Source organism: Acidovorax sacchari (assembly GCF_042847045.1).
GTDB classification, from domain to species: domain Bacteria; phylum Pseudomonadota; class Gammaproteobacteria; order Burkholderiales; family Burkholderiaceae_C; genus Paracidovorax; species Paracidovorax sacchari.
On sequence record NZ_AP035783.1, the window covers coordinates 892,401 to 908,795 of the forward strand.

The following is a 16,395-nucleotide window of genomic DNA, read 5'->3' on the forward strand; positions in this document are numbered from 1 at the left end:
CGGTGCCTGCCGCGCCCCCTTTTTCGCGACCGACTCCGTCCGCTTCCGCTTCCGCGTCCCTCCCATCCGATGACCGCGCCCGCGCAATCCCCCTGGCTTTCCCCCCTGCTCGCCTGCAGCGCCGCCGTGGCCATTGCGCTGCCCTTCCTGTACGGGCACACGACTCCGCCGCTGTCCAATTTCTGGCCCCTTGCCGTTTCCGGCCTGTGCGCCTTCGCGGTGGCGGCCGCCCTGGTCGCCGCCTGGTCGCGCCAGCCGGCCGGCGCGGCGGGCGACGGCCTGCGCCAGGGCGCGGCAAAGGCGGTGGCGGCCGGCATGCTGCTCGCGGGCCTGGTGGGCGCCGCGATCGGCCTGGCCCAGTTCTTCTGGGGCGATCCCGGCTGGGCGCCCTGGATCTATCCCTCCACGCACGGCATCGCCATGGGCAACCTGCGCCAGCGCAACCAGCAGGCCACGCTGCTGTGCATGGGCGCCTGGGCGCTCGCATGGTGGGTGGCGCGCACGCAGGGCAGCGAAAGCCGGCGCCTGCGGCCCGCTTCCGTGGCGCTGGCGCTGCTCGCCTTCTGGGCGCTGGCGCTGCTCGCGGCCGGCGCGGCGGCCACGGCGTCGCGCACCGGGGCGCTGGAATGGGGTTGCATGCTGGTCCTGCTGCTGCTCTGGCGCCGCTCCCTGGGCGCGCCGGCCCTGGCCCTCGGCATGGCGGGCATCGCGCTCTATGCCCTGTTCTCCGGGCTGCTGCCCATCCTGCTGGAGCGCTGGACAGGCTTCGCCATGGACGGCCTGTTCGCGCGCCTCTCGGCGCCGGAGCATGCCTGCGACAACCGCCGCGTGCTCTGGTCCAACGTACTGCACCTGATCGCCCAGAAGCCCTGGACGGGCTGGGGGTGGGGCGAACTGTCCTACGCCCACTACATCACCGAATACCCCGGCAGGCGCTTCTGCCTGCTGGTGGACAACGCCCACGACCTGCCGCTGCACCTGGCCGTGGAACTGGGCCTGCCTTTCGCGCTGGGCGCCTGCGGCCTGGTGCTCTGGCTCGTGTGGCGCGCGCGGCCCTGGCGGGAAGCCGACCCGGCCCGGCAGCTCGCCTGGGGGCTGCTGGCCATCGTCGGCGTGCACAGCCTGCTGGAGTTCCCTCTCTGGTACGGGCCCTTCCAGCTGGTGACGGCCTGCGCGCTCGCGCTGCTGTGGCCGCGCTGCTGGCGGATGCCGGCGCGCGCCGCCCTGCGCGTCCCGCTGCTGTGCGCCGCCGGACTGGCGGCGGGCCTCTGGCTGGCCGGCATCGCGCTGCTGGTGCGCGACTACCACCGCGTCTCGCAGCTCTACCTGGCCGTGGACCAGCGCGATCCTGCCTTCCGGGAGGACACCGAACGGCGTGTCGCCCATGGCACCGTCTTCTTCCGCGACACCCTGGATTTCGCCATCCTCACCACCCTGCGGCCCACGCAGTACAACGCTGCACGCGTACACGCCCTCGCCAGCCGGCTGCTGCACTACTCGCCCGAGCCCCGCGTCATCGAGGCGCTCATCGACAGCGCCACCCGGCTCGGCCTGGACGGCGAGGCCGACTTCCATACGCGGCGCTACCGCGATGTGTATCCGCAGGAATATGCCAGCTGGCTGGCCAAGCGGCCGGCGCCGGCTTCCGCCGTCCCGCCGGCGACGAGCCCTTCCGGACCACGGCCGGGCCTTCCCGGACCGCGACCGAGCCGCCCCCTGCGCTAATCCACCAGGCCGCAGAACGCCACCACTTCGCCGAGGTGGTCCGGGAACGTGCTCAGCGCGTGGTCGCCCCCTTCGAGCAGACGCACCTGCGCGCCGGCGTGGCGGGCCGCCATTTCCCGCCAGTCCAGGAGCTCGTCCCCCTTGGCGATGATGGCCAGCTTCGGGCCGGTCGGGGGAAGGCCCCGCACGTCCAGTGCCCGGAGCTCGGCGATGTATTCCGGCCGGAAGTAGAAGTGCTCTGCGGGATCGTGCCAAGCCGTCTGTTCGCCGATATAGCGCTCCAGGTCCCGGGCCGGGTCCACCGCCGGGTTCAGCACCACGCTCGTGCATCCCGGCTTCTGCCGGGCCACCCAGCTCGCGTAGAACCCGCCCAGCGAGGAGCCCACCACGGCCATGCGCTGCGCCGGCCAGTCCGCGATGCCCTGGGCGACCAGCGCCATCGCCTCCCGGGGCGACGGGGGCAGCTGCGGGCACCAGAAGTGCGCGTCCGGCCGGTGGGCCGCCATCCATTCCGCCATCTGCCGCGCCTTGGCCGAGCGGGGAGAGGAGCGGAAGCCGTGCAGGTAGAGCAGGTGGGTGGTGGTGTGCGGCATGGTCGGACGGGGTGGGAACGTGCGCAGGCAGGCGGTGAGGGCGATGGGGCACTGCGGCGGATGGGTCATTGTGCCGCCGGCCGGCCCCCGCGGGGCGGCCACCGATAATGGCGCCCCATGTCCGCCGTTTTCGACAAGCCTTCCCTGCCGCAGCGCATCCTGCCCCTGTTCCGGGGCTTCGACTGGCCGCTCATCGCGGTGCTGCTGCTGCTGTCGTCGATCGGCCTGGTGGCCATGTATTCCTCGGGCTACGACCACGGCACCCGCTTCTACGACCACGGCCGCAACATGATCCTGGCGGCGGGCATCCTCTTCGCCGTCGCGCAGATTCCTCCGCAGCGGCTCATGGCCCTGGCGGTACCGCTCTACGCGGTGGGGGTGGCCCTGCTGGTGGCGGTGGCGATGTTCGGCATCATCAAGAAGGGCGCCCAGCGCTGGATCAACGTGGGCATCGTGATCCAGCCGAGCGAGATCCTCAAGATCGCCATGCCGCTCATGCTGGCCTGGTGGTTCCAGAAGCGCGAGGGGCAGCTGCGTCCGCTGGATTTCGCGGTGGCCGGCGTGCTGCTCGCCGTGCCCGTGGGCCTCATCATGAAGCAGCCCGACCTGGGCACCTCGCTGCTGGTGCTCGCGGCCGGGCTTTCGGTCATCTTCTTCGCGGGACTGCCCTGGAAGCTGGTGCTGCCCCCGGTGATCCTGGGCGGCATCGGCATCGCCCTCATCGTGTGGTTCGAGCCACAGCTCTGCGCGGACGGCATGCGCTGGCCGGTGCTGCACGACTACCAGCAGCAGCGCATCTGCACGCTGCTCGATCCCACGCGCGATCCGCTGGGCAAGGGCTTTCACATCATCCAGGGCATGATCGCCATCGGCTCGGGCGGTGTGTGGGGCAAGGGCTTCATGGCCGGCACGCAGACCCACCTGGAATTCATCCCCGAGCGCACCACCGACTTCATCTTCGCGGCCTATTCCGAGGAGTTCGGCCTGGTGGGCAACCTGTTCCTGATCGTCTGCCTGCTGCTGCTCGTCTGGCGCGGGCTGGCCATCGCCCTGGGCGCGACGACGCTCTTCGCGCGCCTGATGGCCGGCGCCGTGTCGATGATCTTCTTCACCTACGCTTTCGTGAACATGGGCATGGTGAGCGGCATCCTGCCCGTGGTGGGCGTGCCGCTGCCCTTCGTGAGCTACGGCGGCACCGCCATGGTCACGCTGGGGCTGGCGCTGGGCGTGCTGATGTCCATCGCCCGCGCGCAGCGGCAGCCGCTGGCCCCGGCCTGAGGGGCTGGCGGCCCCCTCAGTCCGTCAGTCCGCGCGCAGGCACGCCTCCACGGCGCGGCCTGCCCGCAGGATGCGGGCATCCGCGCCGTGCAGCCCTGCCACCGACAGCCCCACCGGCAGTTCGCCCGGGGCCTCGCAGGGCAGCGACAGCGCGCAGCCATCCAGAAAGTTGATCACCGACGTATTGCGCAGCACCAGGGCGTTGGTCGCGAAGAAGTGGGCGTCGTCCTGCTCCAGCGGTGCACGCAGCGGCGCACGCACCGCCACCGTGGGCATCAGCCAGGCGTCCAGGTGGCCCAGACGCTCCTGCGCGGCGGCCTGCAGCAGGGTGCGGGCATCCTGCACATCGATGTAGTCCGCTGCCAGGATGGCTTCCCCCCGCCGGGTGCGCTGCGCCACGCGCGGGTCGTAGCGGGCCGCCACGGAGGCGTCCACGAGGCGTGCGCGATGCACCTGCCAGGCCTCCGCCGCGATCAGCCCGCCCGCCGCGTTGATGCGCGGCAGCCCTTGCAGCTCCGGAAAGGCCACCCGTTCGATGCGGGCCCCCGCCGCGGAAAGCCGGCGCAGCGCGCTCTCGAACGCGGCGGCCACCTCGGGCTCCAGCCCGTCCATGACGAGATCCTGCACCACCCCCAGCCGCATCCCGGCCAGCGGCAACGCGCCGGCAGCGTCGGCATCGCTTCCCTCGCCCGACAGCACCGCGTCCAGGATCGCGCAGCAATCCACGCTGCGCGCCAGCGGCCCGACGGAGTCGAGGCTGCGCGAGAGCGGATACGCGCCCGCGAGCGGCACCCGCCGTGCCGTCGGCTTGAAGCCCGTGAGCCCGCAAAACGCCGACGGAATGCGGATGGAGCCACCCGTGTCCGTGCCCAGTGCCGCGGCAGCCAGGTCCAGCGCCACCGTGGCCGCCGCGCCGGAGCTCGATCCGCCGGTGACCCGGCCGGCATCCCGCGGGTTCGCCGGCGTGCCGTGGTGGGGGTTGAGGCCCAGGCCGGAAAAGGCGAACTCGCTCATGTTGGTGCGGCCCAGCAGAATGGCGCCCGCGGCGCGCAACCGGGCCACGGCGGCCGCGTCGCGCGGGGCGGGCGCGGCATCGGCGAGCACGGCGGAGCCGGCGCGCGTCACCTGCCCGCGCACATCGAACAGGTCCTTGACCGACACCGGCAGGCCCGCGAGCGGGGACGGCACGTGGCCCGCGGCACGGGCCAGGTCGCTCGCACGCGCCGCCAGCCGCGCGGCCAGCGCGTCCACTTCGCCGACGTAGGCGGCGCCTCCGCCAGCACGGTGCGCCGCGATGCGCTCCAGTGCCGCCTCCACCAGGGCCTCGCTCGTCGTGGCGCCTTCGGCCAGGGAGCGGGCGAGTTCGCGGATCGTGGGAAGGGTGGGGCGGTCGGACATGGGCGGCGGTCTCCTGGGCTGGGCCGGGTGGATGAAGCAGGGAAAGGGCTGACCGTGCATTCTTGCAGGCCGGCGCTGCGCCCCGGCCCCGGACGGGTCCCGAGAGGCCACGACGGCAGGCGGGATGTGGCGCCCCCGCGGACGGGCGGCGGCGGGCCCTTCTAGAATCTCCGGATGATCTCCCGCGAACCGACCATCGAACGCCTGTCCATCGCCCGCCAGCTGCTGCTGGAACCCTTCGGGCTGGACGAAACCCACCTCGCGCGCGCGCTGTCGGACATCCGGGCCCACCGGGTGGACGACGCCGACCTCTACTTCCAGTACACCCGCAGCGAGGGCTGGAGCCTGGAGGAAGGCATCGTCAAGACCGGCTCCTTCAGCATCGACCAGGGCGTGGGCGTGCGGGCCGTGAGCGGCGAGAAGACCGCGTTCGCCTATTCGGACGACATCTCCGAGGCCTCGCTGCGCGACGCGGCGCACACGGTGCGCTCCATCGCCGCGGCGGCGCAGCAGGGCCGCGCGAAGGTCGCCGCCCGCAAGGTGGCGGCCAGCCGCTCCCTCTACCCCGACCTGGATCCGATCGCCACGCTCGACAGCACGGCCAAGGTGGCGCTGCTGGAAAAGGTGGAGCAGCGCGCCCGCGCCAAGGACCCGCGCGTGGCCCAGGTCATGGCCGGCCTCGCGAGCGAATACGACGTGGTGCTGGTGGCCCGTGCCGACGGCACGCTCGCGGCCGACGTGCGCCCCCTGGTGCGCCTGTCCCTGACGGTGATCGCCGAGCAGGGCGGCCGCCGCGAGATGGGCTCCGCCGGCGGTGGCGGCCGCTTCGGACTGGCCTACTTCGACGACGGGCAGATCGGCCGCTACGTGGACGAGGCCGTGAATGCGGCCCTGGTCAACCTGGAGGCCCGCCCGGCGCCTGCCGGCGAGATGACGGTGGTGCTCGGCCCCGGCTGGCCCGGCATCCTGCTGCACGAGGCCGTGGGCCACGGCCTGGAGGGCGACTTCAACCGCAAGGGCTCCAGTGCGTTCAGCGGGCGCATCGGGCAGCGCGTGGCCGCCAAGGGCGTGACGGTGCTCGACGACGGCACCATCGCCGACCGCCGCGGTTCGCTCAATGTGGACGACGAAGGCCATGCCAGCCAGCGCAACGTGCTCATCGAGGACGGCATCCTCCGGGGCTACATCCAGGACTCGCTCAATGCCCGCCTGATGGGCGTGGCCCCGACGGGCAACGGCCGCCGCGAAAGCTACGCCCACATCCCCATGCCCCGCATGACCAACACCTACATGCTGGGTGGCGACAAGGACCCGGCCGAGATCGTGGCCAGCATCCAGCGCGGCCTCTATGCCACCAACTTCGGTGGCGGGCAGGTGGACATCACGAGCGGCAAGTTCGTGTTCTCCGCCAGCGAAGCCTACTGGGTGGAAAACGGCAAGATCCTCTACCCCGTCAAGGGCGCAACCATCGTCGGCAGCGGCCCGGAATCGCTCAAGCGCGTGAGCATGATCGGCAACGACATGGCGCTCGACAGCGGTGTCGGCACCTGCGGCAAGGAAGGCCAGAGCGTGCCCGTGGGCGTGGGCCAGCCCACGCTGCGCATCGACGGCCTGACCGTCGGCGGAACGGCCTGAGGGCACGCTCCCGCCCGGCGCGCAGTGCGCGCGGGCAGCGAAAAGCCCGGCGGTGAATGCGTCACCGGCCGGGCTTTTTTCATCCCCGCAGGACTGCGTCAGGCCGCGACCACCACGCCCGCAGGGCGCTGGCGACGGAAGCCCAGCACGCCGGCGCCGGCGGCGACCAGGGCGCCGATCAACAGCACCACCAGGGTGCCCCAGGATCCGCGCGCAACGTTCCTGGCGGCTTCTGCGCCGGCCTCGCGGGCCTTCTGCTCGGCCTGCTGCTTGGCTTCCTCCAGCTTGGCGCGGGCCTGGTTGTAGGTCTGCTCATAGTTGCTGGCGATCTGCTCGGCCTCGGCGCGGGACTTGCCCGTGCGTGCCACGATGATGTTCACCAGCGCTTCCTTGTCCGCCGCGTTCAGCACCCGCTCGCCGCGCTGCATCACGCCGGCCAGCCAGCTCTTCGCATCCACGTCGGCGGTCTGCGGGGCCTGCGCCGCGCTGCTCGCGCTGGCCTGGGCCTGGCTGGCGGCGGCCTGGGCTTCGTTCTTCAGGTTCTCGGGCTGCAATTCCGGCTTGCCGGTCTGGCGCAGCAGCTTTTCGAGTTCGGCCTGCAGACTGTTCGCATCCAGCGAGATGCCGGCCTGGTCGAGCTGGCGCTGCACCACGTTGCCCAGTGCCGGAGCGGCTGCGGAAACCCCTGCACCGGCCACGGCACCCACCGTGGTCAGCCCGGTCTTCGCCGCGCCACCCGCTGCGTTGAGGGCGCTGCCCGTGGCGCTGACGACCAGGTACACGGTCACCAGCGTCGTCATGCCCCAGGCCAGCAGGCCGTGCAGGGCGCCCGAGCGGCGCGCGAGATAGCCTGACACGAAGCCGCCGACGGCGATGGCCAGCAGCGTCGTCACCCCGGCCCAGATGCCGGCGCCCACGCCGAAGCCGCTGAAGGGATTGCGATCGCCCAGGGGGTCGATCGCCGAGGCACCGATGGCCGTGCCCAGCACGGAGAGCACGAGATAGACGATCAGCGAAAGGACGAGGCCGGCGAAGACGGCGCCCCAGGAGACGGTGGGCACCCCGAGGCGCTCCTCGTGGATGACGGCGGTGGTGTGGACGGACATGGCAGCTCCTCAGGTAGATATGCACGGCGCTGGGCACCGCGGCGATGGCGACCCGGCGGCCACGCTGTCACCGTGTCGCACCGTGATCCGCAGGCTTCGGCCCCGGATGCTGTCGAGCTTAGGAAGCGCCTGTAAGCATTCGCGTCTCCCGATACACCGTGCACCGGTAGGACGGGGCCGTATGGAAGAGCTGCGTTCCGCTTTGCAGCATGCCCGGGCATCGCAGTCTTGCTACATTGGGCCCATGTCCCACGGTTTCCGCCGCCTGCGCCCGTCGCACCTCCCAGGCCCCCGCACATGCGGCGGGGAGGGCCTGGCCGCTGCCGGCCTGGTTCCGCAACGTTGACGCATCGCCCCGGTCTAGCATGGCGACGCATCCTGCCCCGCTTCCCAGCAGCCTGCAGACCTTCGGCGACATCAGCCGCTGGCTGCGCGAAAGCGTGGCGGACGAGGATTCCCTGCAATTCCGGGAAGCCGTGACGGCGCTGTCGGCGCGGGTCGAGGCGGCCGTGCAGATCCGCCGTGCCCGGCAGGTCGATCCGCAGGCCGTGCTGGAGTGTGCAGGCCAGTTGCTGGACGAGGCGCGCGCGCACCAGCTCTTCCTCTCCGGCCTGGGGTCCGCGTGGCATGCCCTGTACGAGTTCGGGGCCTATGAAAGCGCGCTGCGCCAGCTGATCCGGGCCACGGCGGCCTGGCAGGAGGCCCTGCAGCGGCGCAGCCGCAACGAGGCACAGCGCTTCCATGCATTCGAAGGGGATGCCTGGAGGGCCCTGGGCGAGGCCGTGCTCGCGATCGACCTGTACCAGCAGGGCGGCGTGGGCCCGAGCGACATGCAGGACCTGCTCGCCAGCAGTCCCCTGTCCCTGCCCGCCCACGGCTGGTGGTCGCGCCTCGGGGCCTGGCTGGGCCGCCGGCGCGGCGCGGCGCGCTGACCGGGGCCGTGCTGCCGCCGCCGATGCGTGTCGCCGATGCGCAACGTGGCGCGCTGCCGTGCCGCGCCGGGAAAAAGAGTGCTACATTGGCAGATATGCCGATTCGCAGCGCGTTTTACTTTTGGTCCTTTTGGTTCTCTGTCCCTGGCGGATGAGAGGTTAGCGCGCAGCCACCCCTGAAAGCACCTACCCCCTGAAGACCGCCGAAGCTGAAAAGCCCGGCGGTTTTTTGTTTTTCCCGTCCCACTTTTCGAACCACCTCACGAGGAAGCAGCCATGACGGCCCCTGTCCAATCCGCACCCTCTTCCAGCGATGCCTGGTACCGCCACGTCGAGAAAACCAGCGAAACCGACGACGAACGTATCAAGGACATCACCGTGCTGCCCCCTCCCGAACACCTGATCCGCTTCTTCCCCATCCGGGGCACCGCGATCGAAACCCTCATCTCCCGCACGCGGCACCGCATCCAGGACATCATGGCCCGCCGCGACGACCGCCTGCTGGTCGTGATCGGCCCGTGCTCCATCCACGATCCCGCCGCTGCGCTCGAATACGCGCGCCGCCTGCAGGCCGTGCGCGCCCAGTACGCCGACACGCTGGAAATCGTGATGCGCGTCTACTTCGAGAAGCCGCGCACCACCGTGGGCTGGAAGGGCCTCATCAACGATCCCTACCTCGACGAGAGCTACCGCATCGACGAGGGCCTGCGCATCGCGCGCCAGTTGCTCATCGACATCAACCGCCTGGGCGTGCCGGCCGGCAGCGAGTTTCTCGACGTGATCTCCCCGCAATACATCGGCGATCTCATCAGCTGGGGCGCGATCGGCGCGCGCACCACCGAGAGCCAGGTGCACCGCGAGCTGGCATCCGGCCTGTCCGCACCCATCGGCTTCAAGAACGGCACGGACGGCAACATCCGCATCGCCACGGACGCCATCCAGTCCGCGAGCCGGGGCCACCACTTCCTCTCCGTGCACAAGAACGGGCAGGTCGCCATCGTCAACACGCAGGGCAACCGCGACTGCCACGTCATCCTGCGCGGCGGCAAGACCCCCAACTACGATGCCGACAGCGTGGCCGCCGCCTGCAAGGACCTGGAAGCCGCCAAGCTGCCGCCGACCCTCATGGTGGACTGCAGCCATGCCAACAGCAGCAAGCAGCACGAGCGCCAGCGCGACGTGGCGCGCGACATCGCCGGCCAGATCGCCGGCGGCTCGCACAGCATCTTCGGCGTGATGGTCGAGAGCCACCTCGTGGCCGGCGCCCAGAAGTTCACGCCGGGCAAGGACGATGCCTGCGCGCTGGAATACGGCAAGAGCATCACCGATGCGTGCCTGGGATGGGAGGATTCCCTGGGCACGCTGCAGGAGCTGTCGGACGCCGTGCAGGCGCGCCGCGCCGCCGTCGCCCTGGCGGCCTGACCTGCGCCGGGCCTGCCCGCGCGACCCCCGGGTTTACCGGGAGGCGGCGGCGGTTGCGGACGGGGGAGGCCGCCGTGTAAGCTTTTCGGCATCTCCCTCACCGGCACAAAGGCTTTTCCCATGCGCAGCGAAGTCACCGTCCTCCTCGGGCCCGGCCAGGAATTCCGCTTCGATCTTGAAGGCGAGGTACCCATGGCCCACGAGATCGCGCGCCGCTGGCTCGACGAGGAGTTCGTTCGCCTGGAATGCGAGCCGCTGCGCGCCAGCGGCAAGGTGCTGACGGCCGACAAGGTGCTGGTCGTCGCCCAGGCCGCGGGCCCGGCCCTGCTGGCGCAGGAATGGGGCCGCCGGTTCGCCGCGGCGGCGTCCGCGGCGCTGGCCCGGCCGGTGGTGCGCGTCGATCTGCCGGCGATGGCGATCAGCTACTGACCGGCGCGCTCCGCCAGGGCGCCCAGCAGCCGGGCGTGGATGCCGCCGAAGCTGCCGTTGCTCATGCACACGACATGGTCGCCCGGCCGTGCCGCCGCGGTGATCCGTTCCACCAGGGTGGCGATGTCGCCCGCCGTGCAGGCCCTGCTCCCCAGCGGGGCGAGCGCCTCGGCTGCATCCCAGTCCAGCCCCGCCGTGTGGCAGAAGGCGAGGTCGGCGGCTTCCAGCGCCCAGGGAAGCTGCGACTTCATCGTGCCGAGCTTCATGGTATTGCTGCGCGGCTCGAAGGCCGCGAGGATGCGCGCATGCGGCCCGACACGGCGGCGCAGGCCGTCCAGCGTGGTGCGCAGCGCGGTGGGGTGGTGCGCGAAATCGTCGTACACCGCGACGCCGCCGGCCGTGCCGCGCAGTTCCATGCGCCGCTTGACGTTGCGGAACCGTCCCAGCGCCGCCGCGGCCTCGGAGGGCGCCACGCCCACATGGTCCGCGGCCGCGATGGCCGCCAGTGCGTTGAGCTGGTTGTGCACGCCGCTCAGCTCCCACTCCACGCGGCCGACGGCATGGCCGCCGCGCAGCACGTCGAAGGCCTGCGGCTCGCCGCGCGCCGTGAAATCGCTCACCGCCGCACCGAAACTGGCCATGCCGCTCCAGCAGCCCTGGTGCAGCACCCGTGCCAGGCTTTCCTCCAGCCCGTTGAACACCACCCGGCCCGAAGGCGGCACCGTGCGAACGAGGTGGTGGAACTGCCGCTCGATCGCGGCCAGGTCGTCGAAGATGTCCGCGTGGTCGAACTCGAGGTTGTTCAGCACCGCGGTGCGCGGGCGGTAGTGGACGAACTTGCTGCGCTTGTCGAAGAAGGCCGTGTCGTATTCGTCGGCCTCGATCACGAACAGCGGCGCGCCGCCGGCCGGGCCGTCCTGCGCCACCGGCCGCTGCGCCGCGCCCAGCCGGGCGGAGACACCGAAATCCAGTGGAACGCCGCCCACCAGGAAGCCGGGCTGCAGGCCCGCGCATTCGAGGATCCAGGCGAGCATGGACGTGGTCGTGGTCTTGCCGTGCGTGCCCGCCACCGCGAGCACATGGCGCCCCTGCAGCACATGCTCGGCCAGCCACTGCGGGCCGCTCGTGTAGGGGGTTCCCGCGTCGAGGATGGCTTCCATCAGCGGGAACTTGGGACTGCCGTCGGGAAGCCGCGCGCGGCTCACCACGTTGCCCACCACGAACATGTCCGGTGCCAGGTCCAGCTGTTCGGCGCCGTAGCCTTCGATCAGTTCGATGCCCAGCGCGCGCAACTGGTCGCTCATCGGCGGATACACCCCGGCATCGCAGCCCGTGACCTTGTGGCCCGCCTCCCGCGCCAGCGCGGCCAGGCCTCCCATGAACGTTCCGCAAATGCCCAGAATGTGAATATGCATGGGCGCCGATTCTAAGGTTCGGCCCGCACGCTCCGGCGGGCGGGCTGTCGATGCTATGCATTCAATAGCGACAGGCTGCCGCTGGCAGGGCTGCAGGGCAAGACCCCGCTCCGGGCGGGCGCATTGTGTCTCCCCGCCGCCGCCCCATCCCGCCACAATGCGGGTATTCCCTCCCTACCGAGACGCCGCCATGTCCAACGCCCTCGCCACCGAGATCGCCAATGCCGCAGCCCGCCTCGTCGTCGAGGAGGGGCTCGAATGGGGCCCGGCCAAACGCCGGGCCGTCCGGCAGCTGGGCCTGCCCGCCCGCACCGCGCTGCCCGACAACGATTTGGTGGAAAACGCCGTGCGCGAGTACATCGGCCTTTTCTGCGCCGACACCCAGCCTGCCGAACTGCGTGCACTGCGCGAACTGGCCCTGGTCTGGATGGAGCGCATGGCGGAGTTCCGCCCGCACCTCGGCGGGGCCGTCTGGTACGGCACGGCCACGCGGCTCTCGGACATCTACCTGCAGCTCTTCTGCGACGACTGCAAATCCGCCGAGATCGCGCTCATCGACCACCACGTGGATTACGAACCCCGCACGGTCACCGGCTTCCACGGCGAATCGGTGGAGGCGCTCAGCCTCTCCAGCCATGCCCCCGGCCTGGGCGAGACCGTCGGCGTGCACTTGCTTGTCTATGATCTGGACGACCTGCGCGGCGCGCTGCGCCCCGATGCGCGCGGGCGCGTGCCCCGGGGCGACGCCCGGGCCGTGCGCAGACTGCTGGACAACGAGGACACCCCCGAATGACCGATACCCCCTCCGCGGCAGGAGCTGCCGCTTCCGGCGCCGCGCCGGTGAGCCGGCCGCGGCGCCGCGCCCTGTATGCCGCCGCCGCGGCCGTGGCTGCAGCGGGCGGCGCGGGCCTGGCGTGGTGGCGCTTCCAGCCGCACGCTACCGCTTCGGATGCCGAGGCCGCGCTCTGGGGCATGCGCTTCGACGCGCCCCAGCCCGGCAGTCCGCCTCTGGACATGCAGGCCTTCCGTGGCCGCCCGCTCCTGGTGAATTTCTGGGCGACCTGGTGCCCGCCCTGCGTGGAAGAGCTGCCCATGCTCAATACCTTCTACCGGACGCAGCAGGCCAGGGGCTGGCAGGTGGTGGGCCTCGCGATCGACCAGCCCTCGTCGGTGCGGCAGTTCCTGGCCCGGATACCGCTGGACTTTCCCATCGGACTGGCAGGCCTGCAGGGCACGGACCTGGGACGCAGTTTGGGCAACCTGGCGGGCGGGCTTCCCTTCACCGTCCTGTTGGGCGCAGATGGCACCATCATGCATCGTAAAATGGGGCAGATCACGGCCGATGACCTCCGCCAGTGGGCCGCGCTGGGATGATTTCAGTGCAACCCATTCGTAGATGATGGAATTTGCGCTCGGATAGGGGTGGAAAGGGCCAAATTGGGGTAAATTCGCGCCCTATTTCGTTTTAGGCGTTGGAGTCCCCATGGATTTGCGAAAACTCAAGACCTTGATTGACCTCGTCTCCGAGTCGAACGTGTCGGAGCTCGAGATTACCGAGGCGGAAGGCAAGGTCCGCATCGTCAAGAGCGGCGGCGCGGTCGTCCAGCAATTCGTGGCGGCGCCGGCTCCGGCCCCCGCCGCGGCGCCCGCTCCGGCCGCCGCCGCACCGGCGCCCGTCGCCGAGCTGCCGGCACCGTCCGTTCCTGCCGGCCACATCGTCAAGTCGCCCATGGTGGGCACGTTCTACCGCGCTTCCAGCCCCGGTGCCAAGGCATTCGTCGAAGTGGGCAGCCAGGTCAAGGAAGGCGACACCATCTGCATCATCGAGGCGATGAAGATCCTCAACGAGATCGAGGCCGACAAGTCCGGCACGGTCACGCGCATCCTCGGCGAGAACGGCCAGGCGGTGGAATACGGGCAGCCGCTGTTCGTCATCGAGTAAGCCTCGCTGCGCCACCGCAGACCTGCAGCGAACCAGGAATTTCATGTTTAAAAAGATCCTTGTCGCCAATCGCGGCGTTCTTGCCGTGGGCAAGGCGCAGCAAAGCGCCCTGGCACGCGTCAGCGTGCAGCGATGAGCCGCGAGAAAGCCTATGTTCAAAAAGATCCTTGTCGCCAATCGCGGCGAAATCGCCCTGCGCATCCAGCGCGCCTGCCATGAGCTGGGCGTGAAGGCCGTCATGGTGTATTCCGAGGCCGATCGCGACGCCAAGTACGTCAAGCTGGCCGAAGAGGCCGTGTGCATCGGCCCCGCGCCCTCGCCGCTGTCCTACCTCAACATGCCGGCGATCATCTCGGCCGCCGAGGTGACCGATGCCGAGGCCATCCACCCCGGCTATGGCTTCCTGTCCGAGAACGCCGACTTCGCCGAGCGCGTGGAAAAGAGCGGCTTCCAGTTCATCGGTCCCACGCCCGAGTCCATCCGCACGATGGGCGACAAGGTGTCTGCCAAGCAGGCCATGATCCGCGCGGGCGTGCCCTGCGTGCCGGGTTCGGACGGCGAGCTGCCCGACGATCCGGTGCAGATCCGCCGCATCGCACGCACCGTCGGCTACCCCGTCATCATCAAGGCGGCGGGTGGTGGCGGTGGTCGCGGCATGCGCGTGGTGCACACCGAGGCCGCGCTGGTGAATGCCGTGCAGATGACCAAGGCCGAAGCGCAGGCCGCGTTCGGCAACCCGGCCGTGTACATGGAGAAGTTCCTCCAGAACCCGCGCCACATCGAAATCCAGATCCTGGCGGACAAGTTCCGCAACGCGGTCTACCTGGGCGAGCGCGACTGTTCCATGCAGCGCCGCCACCAGAAGGTGATCGAGGAAGCGCCGGCGCCCGGCATTCCGCGCAAGCTCATCGAGAAGATCGGCGAGCGCTGCGTGGCCGCGTGCAAGAAGATCGGCTACCGCGGCGCGGGCACGTTCGAGTTCCTCTACGAGAACGGCGAGTTCTACTTCATCGAAATGAACACGCGCGTGCAGGTCGAGCACCCGGTGACGGAGTGGATCACGGGCGTGGACATCGTGAAGACGCAGATCATGGTCGCCGCGGGCGAGAAGCTGCCCTTCACCCAGCGCCAGATCGAGATCCGCGGCCACGCCATCGAATGCCGCGTGAATGCCGAAGACGCCTACAAGTTCACGCCGTCGCCCGGCCGCATCACCATGTGGCACGCGCCGGGCGGCCCGGGGGTGCGCGTGGATTCGCACGCCTACACCAACTACTACGTGCCGCCCAACTACGACTCCATGATCGGCAAGATCATCGTGCACGGCGACACGCGCGAGCAGGCCCTGGCCCGCATGCGCACGGCCCTGTCCGAGACGGTGATCGAGGGCATCCACACCAACATCCCGCTGCACCGCGAGCTGATGGTGGATGCCAAGTTCGTCGCCGGGGGCACGAACATCCATTACCTGGAAGAGTGGCTGGGCGCGCACAAGCGCTGACCGGCACCGGCCCGTCGCCGGTCACTGGCATGCTGGCCGCCCGGAAACGGGGGCCAGCATTGTCGTTTCTGCAGGAGATTGACATCCATGTATGAGCTGAGCCTGTTGTGCCCCGAGGGGCGGATCGAAGCCGTGGGCGAAGCCCTCGAAGCGCTGGATGCCCTGAGCGTGTCGGTCGAGGATGCCGATGCGCAGACCGAGGCGGAACAGGCCCTGTTCGGCGAGCCCGGGATGCCGCCGCCCCGCGACGGCTGGCAGCGCAGCCGGGTGGTGGCGCTGTTTCCCACGCAGGAGGCCGCCGGGGAGGCGCGCGCGCTGCTGGAGGTGCAGGATTTCTTCGACGGCTGCCGCGTCCTGGGCCTGGCCGAGGTGCCCGACCAGGACTGGGTGCGCCTGACCCAGTCGCAGTTCGCGCCGGTGGAGATCACGCCCGAGTTCTGGATCGTGCCCACCTGGCACGAGTTGCCCGCGCAGGCGAAGCGCCACATCCGGCTGGACCCGGGCCTGGCCTTCGGCACCGGCACGCACCCGACCACGCGCATGTGCCTGCGCTGGATCGCCGGGCGCGGCGGCGACTTCGGCCGGGTGCTGGACTACGGTTGCGGCTCGGGCATCCTTGCGATCGGTGCCGCCAAGTTCGGCGCCGCCGACATCGACGCGGTGGACATCGATCCCGCCGCCGTGGAATCGACGCGGCTCAATGCAGAGGCCAACGGCGTGGCCCTGAAGGCCGGCCTGCCCGAGGCCGCGCAGGGCCGCTACGGCACGGTGCTGGCCAACATCCTCGCGACGCCGCTCAAGGTGCTGGCGCCGCTGCTGTGTGCCCACGTCGATGCGGGAGGGCACCTGGTGCTCGCGGGCATCCTGGAGCGCCAGGCCGAGGAACTGCGCGAGGCCTATGCCCCCTGGCTCCCGCTGCAGGTGAGCGACGCCGAGGACGGCTGGATCCTGATGACCGCCGCGCGCTGAGGCAGCGGCCCCCGCAGGGCGGCGCAGGGCGCCCCCTACAATTCCGAGTC

General features: G+C 70.5%; 15 protein-coding genes. 11 read left to right on the forward strand and 4 right to left on the reverse strand.

Annotated elements, in window-relative coordinates; genetic code table 11:
• The first annotated feature begins 69 nt into the window (after nt 1-69).
• Nucleotides 70-1,725 (forward strand): Wzy polymerase domain-containing protein, encoded by a 1,656-nt coding sequence (locus ACGHC0_RS04070; protein ID WP_415267502.1) that lies wholly within the window; start codon nt 70-72, stop codon nt 1,723-1,725.
• Here the strand turns inward: ACGHC0_RS04070 and ACGHC0_RS04075 are convergent.
• A complete protein-coding gene (locus ACGHC0_RS04075; RefSeq protein ID WP_415267503.1) occupies nt 1,722-2,318 on the reverse strand; it encodes a YqiA/YcfP family alpha/beta fold hydrolase in 597 nt (198 codons plus the stop codon). The genes ACGHC0_RS04070 and ACGHC0_RS04075 overlap by 4 nt on opposite strands.
• Before the next feature lie 117 nt (nt 2,319-2,435).
• On the opposite strand from ACGHC0_RS04075, the gene rodA reads away from it, so the two are divergent.
• Nucleotides 2,436-3,596 (forward strand): rod shape-determining protein RodA, encoded by a 1,161-nt coding sequence (rodA, locus tag ACGHC0_RS04080; RefSeq protein WP_415267504.1) that lies wholly within the window; start codon nt 2,436-2,438, stop codon nt 3,594-3,596.
• Nucleotides 3,597-3,620: 24 nt separating this feature from the next.
• Here rodA and ACGHC0_RS04085 read toward each other — a convergent pair whose 3' ends face one another.
• A complete protein-coding gene (locus ACGHC0_RS04085) occupies nt 3,621-4,994 on the reverse strand; it encodes an amidase (protein ID WP_415267505.1) in 1,374 nt (457 codons plus the stop codon).
• 174 nt (nt 4,995-5,168) lie between these two features.
• On the opposite strand from ACGHC0_RS04085, the gene tldD reads away from it, so the two are divergent.
• Nucleotides 5,169-6,629 carry a metalloprotease TldD gene (gene tldD, locus ACGHC0_RS04090; RefSeq protein WP_208943864.1) on the forward strand — a complete coding sequence of 487 codons (1,461 nt, stop codon included), beginning with the start codon at nt 5,169-5,171 and terminating at the stop codon, nt 6,627-6,629.
• Between the two features lie 98 nt (nt 6,630-6,727).
• Here tldD and ACGHC0_RS04095 read toward each other — a convergent pair whose 3' ends face one another.
• The gene (locus ACGHC0_RS04095; RefSeq protein ID WP_368354098.1) at nt 6,728-7,735 is read right to left on the reverse strand and encodes a hypothetical protein; all 1,008 of its coding nucleotides are present in this window, start codon (nt 7,733-7,735) and stop codon (nt 6,728-6,730) included.
• 365 nt (nt 7,736-8,100) lie between these two features.
• Between ACGHC0_RS04095 and ACGHC0_RS04100 the strand changes: the two genes are divergently transcribed.
• The 3 genes from ACGHC0_RS04100 to ACGHC0_RS04110 all read left to right on the forward strand — a co-directional run bounded on the left by ACGHC0_RS04100 (nt 8,101) and on the right by ACGHC0_RS04110 (nt 10,518).
• On the forward strand, nt 8,101-8,667 hold the full coding sequence (locus ACGHC0_RS04100; RefSeq protein ID WP_415267506.1) for a hypothetical protein: 567 nt from the start codon (nt 8,101-8,103) through the stop codon (nt 8,665-8,667).
• A 276-nt stretch (nt 8,668-8,943) separates the two neighbouring features.
• Nucleotides 8,944-10,089 (forward strand): 3-deoxy-7-phosphoheptulonate synthase, encoded by a 1,146-nt coding sequence (locus tag ACGHC0_RS04105; protein WP_368354100.1) that lies wholly within the window; start codon nt 8,944-8,946, stop codon nt 10,087-10,089.
• Nucleotides 10,090-10,209: 120 nt separating this feature from the next.
• Nucleotides 10,210-10,518 carry a hypothetical protein gene (locus ACGHC0_RS04110; protein ID WP_368354101.1) on the forward strand — a complete coding sequence of 103 codons (309 nt, stop codon included), beginning with the start codon at nt 10,210-10,212 and terminating at the stop codon, nt 10,516-10,518.
• Here ACGHC0_RS04110 and mpl read toward each other — a convergent pair.
• Entirely contained in the window at nt 10,512-11,933 is a 1,422-nt protein-coding gene (gene mpl, locus ACGHC0_RS04115) for a UDP-N-acetylmuramate:L-alanyl-gamma-D-glutamyl-meso-diaminopimelate ligase (RefSeq protein WP_415267507.1), read from the reverse strand. The genes ACGHC0_RS04110 and mpl overlap by 7 nt on opposite strands.
• A 190-nt stretch (nt 11,934-12,123) precedes the next feature.
• Here mpl and ACGHC0_RS04120 point away from each other — a divergent pair, with 190 nt between their 5' ends.
• The 5 genes from ACGHC0_RS04120 to prmA all read left to right on the forward strand — a co-directional run bounded on the left by ACGHC0_RS04120 (nt 12,124) and on the right by prmA (nt 16,345).
• Entirely contained in the window at nt 12,124-12,726 is a 603-nt protein-coding gene (locus ACGHC0_RS04120) for a hypothetical protein (protein WP_368354103.1), read from the forward strand.
• The gene (locus ACGHC0_RS04125; protein WP_415267508.1) at nt 12,723-13,307 is read left to right on the forward strand and encodes a TlpA family protein disulfide reductase; all 585 of its coding nucleotides are present in this window, start codon (nt 12,723-12,725) and stop codon (nt 13,305-13,307) included. Before ACGHC0_RS04120 ends, ACGHC0_RS04125 begins: the two co-directional genes overlap by 4 nt.
• 109 nt (nt 13,308-13,416) lie before the next feature.
• The gene (gene accB, locus ACGHC0_RS04130; protein WP_415267509.1) at nt 13,417-13,875 is read left to right on the forward strand and encodes an acetyl-CoA carboxylase biotin carboxyl carrier protein; all 459 of its coding nucleotides are present in this window, start codon (nt 13,417-13,419) and stop codon (nt 13,873-13,875) included.
• Between the two features lie 151 nt (nt 13,876-14,026).
• Nucleotides 14,027-15,376, forward strand: coding sequence for an acetyl-CoA carboxylase biotin carboxylase subunit (gene accC / locus ACGHC0_RS04135; RefSeq protein ID WP_092836144.1), 1,350 nt, complete (start codon nt 14,027-14,029; stop codon nt 15,374-15,376).
• Nucleotides 15,377-15,463: 87 nt separating this feature from the next.
• Nucleotides 15,464-16,345: a 50S ribosomal protein L11 methyltransferase gene (gene prmA, locus ACGHC0_RS04140; protein ID WP_415267510.1), complete on the forward strand. Its 882-nt coding sequence runs from the start codon at nt 15,464-15,466 to the stop codon at nt 16,343-16,345.
• Nucleotides 16,346-16,395: the final 50 nt, after the last annotated feature.